The sequence below is a fragment of the Brachyspira sp. SAP_772 genome, from assembly GCF_009755885.1.
Classification (GTDB): domain Bacteria; phylum Spirochaetota; class Brachyspiria; order Brachyspirales; family Brachyspiraceae; genus Brachyspira.
Map to the genome: position 1 here is coordinate 1 of NZ_VYIX01000032.1, position 1,057 is coordinate 1,057.

Genomic DNA, 1,057 nt, shown 5'->3' on the forward strand with positions numbered 1-1,057 from the left:
CTATATTCTCAACTCTAAAACAAATCTCAGAAATAGATATTTTGTTTAATTGAGAAGTATCTTTTTTAGCTTCTTCATTTATAAATTGCAAAAGCTCTATTGGAGGAGCTATTATATTATCGCTTCCATTAAGGTATGCTATTTTTACTTTTACTCCTTTCATATTAAATAATAAATCTGTTTCTTTGCCTTCCATCATRGCTTCGCCTTTAAAAGTTAGCCCTAATATGTCTTTGTAAAAATGTATAGATTTTTCYATATTGCTTACTGTGATGCCTATATGCATTACTTCTCTAATCATTAATAATACTCCGTTTGTTATTTTCTAATATAAATTATAACAAATTTATTTATATATTCCATAATCTAAATTTTGATGTATGTAATATTGACAATAATTAATTTTTTTGTACTATATTATAATACAATAAAATTATAAGGATAATAATATAAAKAAAAAAAGATTAGACAATAAAGTAAAGTTTAAAGATTATGAAGCATATATTTCCATTTGCGGTGCAGAGGATAAAAATCTTCAAGTTTTAGAGAATAAATTTAATGTTTCAATATATCCAAAGGGAAATGAATTAACTATAGAGGGTAGCTATTCAAATATAGAAGACACTCTAAAAGTAATATATATACTTAAAGAYATGTATATTTCTAATACCGAAATTTCTTTAGAAAAGGTTATTAATATATCTGATAATATATTTAAAGAGCGTGAGAGTTCTTTAATTAATATGCGTATAAARCTSCCRTAYCTCGGAAGAAACATAGAGATGAAAACCATTTCTCAGGGTGAATATTTAGAGAAGATGATTTTTAATGATATAGTTTTTTCTACAGGTGCTGCTGGTACGGGTAAAACATTTTTATCTGTTGCCTATGGTATAAGTTTGCTTGCAGAAAATAAGATTGAGCGTATGATAATAACAAGACCTGTTGTTGAGGCGGGTGAGAGTTTAGGATATTTGCCTGGTGATTTTAAAGAAAAGATTTCTCCGTATATGAGACCTGTATATGATGCCTTGTATAGTCTTTTGTCTAGTGATAT

Annotated in this window: 2 protein-coding genes; one reads left to right on the forward strand and one right to left on the reverse strand. The window is 26.8% G+C overall.

Annotated features, from left to right (window positions below; all coding sequences use genetic code 11):
* On the reverse strand, positions 1-301 hold a 301-nt coding region (locus GQX97_RS12350), incomplete at its 3' end, for a VOC family protein (RefSeq protein ID WP_157152221.1).
* Positions 302-653: 352 nt separating this feature from the next.
* On the opposite strand from GQX97_RS12350, the gene GQX97_RS12355 reads away from it, so the two are divergent.
* On the forward strand, positions 654-1,057 hold a 404-nt coding region (locus GQX97_RS12355), incomplete at its 3' end, for a PhoH family protein (protein ID WP_198391228.1).